Genomic DNA, 4,541 nt, shown 5'->3' on the forward strand with positions numbered 1-4,541 from the left:
GTGGAGGCGGTGGCGCAGTACCGCCATCGGCCACGTGGCGCGAAAAGAAGTCCCACACGATGTCGGGGTAGCTCGGCCCGCGCTGCAGCGCCCACTTGCCGTTGCGGCCCTGCGCGCCGCCGATCCAATAGTGGCCATGGTCGGTGTCGTTCGGATCGGGCGTCGCGGCGGGCCCGTCGTAGAACACGGTCTCCACCAGCGAGCGGCTGCCGGGCTGCGCATCCACCGTGTAGAAGCTGTGCTGGCAGGCGTAGTTGCTGCCCTCGAAGGGCGTGCAGGCGCGCTGCAGCGCCAGTGCCTCGGCCGGCGTGTCGCGCGCCGCGCCGCCGTTGAGCTGCAGTTGCGCATCGCGCAGGTTGCGGCCGGCGGGCTGCACCACGGTGCAGTCGCGGTTGTTCTGCAGCACCATCAGCGGGATCGCGTAGCTCGCGTTGCGCTCGGCCCGCATGTCCGACACCACGCGGCTCACGGCATGGAAGGTGGCGCTGCCCGGGCAACCCGAGAACGAGACCGAGGCCGAGTCCTCGCCGTAGGGCAGCCCCGAGGCGCTGGCCGCCGCCGCGAAGTACTCGTTGTGCGTGACCGAGAGCACCACCGCCATCGCCGCGCCCGAAGAAAGCCCCGTCACGTAGCGCCGCTTCGGATCGATCGCGAAGCGCGCCTCCACCTGCCGCGCGATCTGGTGCAGGTCTTCGGGCTCGCCGCGGCCCTGGTGCCGGTGCTGGTCGAGCCAGAAGCCCCAGCAGTTGGTGTTGCGCAGGCCGTCGTAGCTGGTGATGAAGGGCGCGACGAGGACGAAGCGGTTGCGGTCGGCCGCCGCCGTGAGGCCCCAGTCGCGCAACACGTCGTCATGCGTCTGCTGGCAGCCGTGCAGCACCATCACCATCGGCGCCGGCCCGGTGAGCCCGTCGGGCACATAGACCTTGTACTGGCGCTCGCGCGAGCCCGAATAGGTCTGCACCGACAGGGTGAAGGCGCTGGTGGTGCCCGCGTCTGCCTGCCACGGCGCCGCAGCGAGCAGTGCGAACACGGCGAACCGTCCGGTCGAAGCGAAACCCATGGAACGCCATCCTTTCACGTGCTGGCGTCCCACTGTACCCACCACGGGTGACGGAGCAACCCATGGCGCTCAAAACTTCCACAGCAGGTTCGCCTTCAGGCCATGGTCGCGGCGGCCGCCGCCCGCCTGGCCCGCGTAGCCGATGCCCACGCGCAAGTTGCGGGCCACCGCCATGTCCATGCCGGCCTCGACCACCAGCGCATTGCGCGCGACCGGCAGTCCGCCCACCTGGAAGTCGTTGCCGCCGGCCAGTGCCAGCGTCGAGGTCGGCACCACGTCGCCGAAGGCATGGCGCCATCCGACCATGCCGCGCAGCGTGATGTCGGCGGCGCCGGCGCTCACCAGCGTGGAGGCGCGCAGGCCCAGCGTGCTGAACGTGAGGTCCTTCGAATCGCCGCGCGAACGCAACGCCGCCGCACCGCCGCGTTCGGCGAAACCCTTGCTGCGCAGGTCGACATAGGCCAGGTTGGCGAAGGGCTCGAGCGCCACGCGCCCGGCGTCGATGCGCCAGCCGAGTTCGCCGAACACCTGGGCCGTGCGCGCGCGCTGGTCCGCGCGCAGCGAATCCACGAGCCCCGGGAAGACGACCGTGCGCTGCGACTCGAGCTTGTGCCGCGTGTACGACGCGCCCAGGCGCAGCGCGAGCCGGTCCCAGCGCGTGCCGCCGTACACGCCGAGGTGGTAGGCATCGTCCTCGACGCGCGCGCGCCGGCTGTCGGCTTCGTACTTGCCCTGGCTGTAGCCGCCGTACACGCCGGCGCGCCAGCCGCCGCCCACCGGCATGTCGGCACCGATCAGCACGCCGCCCAGTGAGGTGTTGGTGCGTGCCGAATTGCCGTCGGCGCGGGTGTGGCCCCACGACCCGAAGCTGCGCAGCCACAGGTTGCGGTCGCCACGCGATGCAGAAGCATCGGGCGCCGCCACGGATTCGCCCTCGCTTTGACGCAGCGCGTCGATCGCGGCGTCGCGCGTGAAATGGCTGCCCTCCAGCATGGCGGTGCGCGAATTGGCATGGGTGTCGCCGGCCAGCTGGTCGAAGGCCAGGCGCGCGGAGGGCGCATCGAGCTGCACCACCGCGCCGTAGAGCGGCGAGCCGGCCGGCAGGCTGTCGGCGGCCGCGCCCGCTGCGATCTGGTTGGGCGTGGTGCCCACCTGGGAGAAGCCGACGTCGTTGCGCGTCAGCGTGATCGATGCCGAGGTGGGCCCGTAGCTCAGGTTGGGCGTGAGGAAGGCGAAGTTCGATCTCACGCTGCCGAAGGTGCCGGTCAGGCCCCCAGCCGCATCAACGACGCTGTAGCTCGCGCCCAGGTTCCAGGTGCCGTTGGCGTTCAAGGCCAGCGTCGGGCCCTGCAGCGTCGCCGTGCCGCTGACTGCGATGCGGTCGCCCGCGAGCGTCGACGCGTCGTAGAGAAGCGTGGAGCCCGGTGCGAGCACCAGGTTGCCGTTGACGTTGAGCGTGCCGATGCCGCTGCCGGCGGGCGAGACGGTGCCGCCGCCCGCCACCGTCGTGCTGCCGACCGTGCCGATGCCCGCGAGGGTCGCGCCGCTGCCGACGCCCAGCGTGCCGCCGAGCACGCCCTGCACGGTGAGGGTGCCCGCATCGACGGCGGTGGTGCCCGCGAAGCCGCCACTGGCGGCCGTGAGCGTGAGATTGCCTGCGCCCGTCTTGGTGAAGCTGCCGGTGCCGGCGATCACGTTGGCGAGCGTGCCGTCCACGCCCTGCGCCAGCACCAGTGCGGCGTTGTCGGTGATGGGTCCGCTGCCAAAGCTGCCCGACGATCCGACCAGCGTGCCGGCGCTCACCAGGGTGCCGCCGGTGTAGCCGTTCGACGCGCCCAGCGTGGTGCTGCCGGTGCCGATCTGGCTCACGCTGCCGCTGCCGGAAATCGTGCCGCCGACGCTGAGCGCATCCGAGCGATCGAAGGCCAGCACGCCGTTGTTGGTCACGTTGCCGGTGATGCTGCCGCCGGTGCCACCGTTACCGAGCTGCAGCGTGCCGGCCGCGATGGTGGTGCCGCCGCCGAAGTTGCTGTCGGCGCTCAGCACCAGCGTGCCGGTGCCGGCCTTGACCAGCGCGCCGCTCCCGCCGATCGGCTGCGACATGTCGAAGCGGCCCGCCGGGTCGGCGATGTCGATGGTGCCGCCGGCCGCGCCGAGCACCGCCGTGCGCGCGGTGCCGGTGTCGGCGGTGCCGGTCACGCGCAATGCGCCGCCGTTGAAGTCGATGCCGTTGGCAGGCGCGCCGAGCGCCGCGTCGCTCGCGATCGAGAGCGTGCCGCCGCTGAGCACCGTGTTGCCCGTGTAGGTGTTGGCACCGCCCAGCACCAGCGTGCCGGCGCCGATCTTGTCGAAGCCAGCGCTGCCGGCCAGCGGCGCATCGATGGTCGCCACGTAGCCCGCGCTGGCCGCACTGCCGTCGCCCACGTTGATGACCGGTATCGGCGTGGCGGACGAGCTCACGAGCGTGAGCGGCGCTCCGTCGACGAGATAGCCGTCGACCGCGAACTGCAGGCCGGTGGCGTTGACCGCGCCCGCGGTGTTGTCGACGGTGACCACGCCCGGCGTGCCGCCGAAGATCGCGAAGCCGGGCATCGGCTGCATCGCGCCTGTCACCGAGCCGATCGCATCGGTCCAGACCGGCGAGGTGGTCGACCAGGTGCCCGTGCCGCCGCCCATCTGTGTCGCGCTTGCGGCGCCGTTCGCGTTCCACATCGCCAGCGTGAGGCCCGCCGCATTGACCAGGTTGATCTGCTTCGCGCCGCTCAGGTACTGGACGATGGGCGTGCCACCCGGCGTGGCGCCGAGCACCAGCCCACCGTTGCCCAGGCTCAGCGTGCCGCCGTAGTCGAACAGGCGGTACAGGCCGGGCCCGTAGCCGCCCACGTCGACCAGGTTGAGCGTGGCACCGTCGAGCGTGAGGTCGCCCGCGACCGTGATGCTGTCCGACACGCCCTGCACCGTGGGGCTGCCCGATGCGGCGCCCAGCCCGATCTCGAGCACGCTGCCCTGCGCGAGCGTCAATGCACCCACGCGCAGGTTGCCGATGCCGTCGCCGGGCGCGAGCACGCCGCCTGCGTTCACCGTCACGCTGTTGCCCGCCGTGCCCGTGCCGCCGAGCGTCGCGCCGCTCGCCACCGTGATCGGGCCATTCAGCACGGCGGCCGGGTTGGACGCATCGCCGATCAGCAGCCGGCCTGCATCGACGGACGTGCCGGCGACCGTGCCCCCGCCGTTGAGCACCAGCGTGCCCGATCCGGCCTTCGCAAGGCTGCCGGCGCCGTTGAGCGCACCGGCGAAGGTGCTGTCGGCGTTGGTGCCGCCCAGCGTGAGCACGCTGCCCACGCCCACGTCGAGCGCCCCGGCGCCGGTGAGTCCGCCTGCGCTCGCATTGCCGCCCAGGCGCAGGGCGGCACCGGCGGCGATGTCGATGGCCGAGGCATTGCCGAGCGCACCGTTGCCCAGCGTGTTGAGCGCGCCTGCC

General features: G+C 72.1%; 2 protein-coding genes. Both read right to left on the reverse strand.

The genetic code is table 11. From position 1 onward, the window contains the following. Nucleotides 1–1,060: PHB depolymerase family esterase (locus B0W80_RS33740; protein WP_077003497.1), on the reverse strand; the 1,060-nt coding region annotated here is incomplete at its 3' end. 69 nt (nt 1,061–1,129) lie between these two features. Beyond that, the coding region (locus B0W80_RS33745) for an autotransporter domain-containing protein (RefSeq protein WP_083745811.1) at nt 1,130–4,541 on the reverse strand (3,412 nt) is incomplete at its 5' end.

The sequence above is a fragment of the Variovorax sp. KK3 genome, assembly GCF_001984055.1.
Taxonomy (GTDB): domain Bacteria; phylum Pseudomonadota; class Gammaproteobacteria; order Burkholderiales; family Burkholderiaceae_C; genus Variovorax.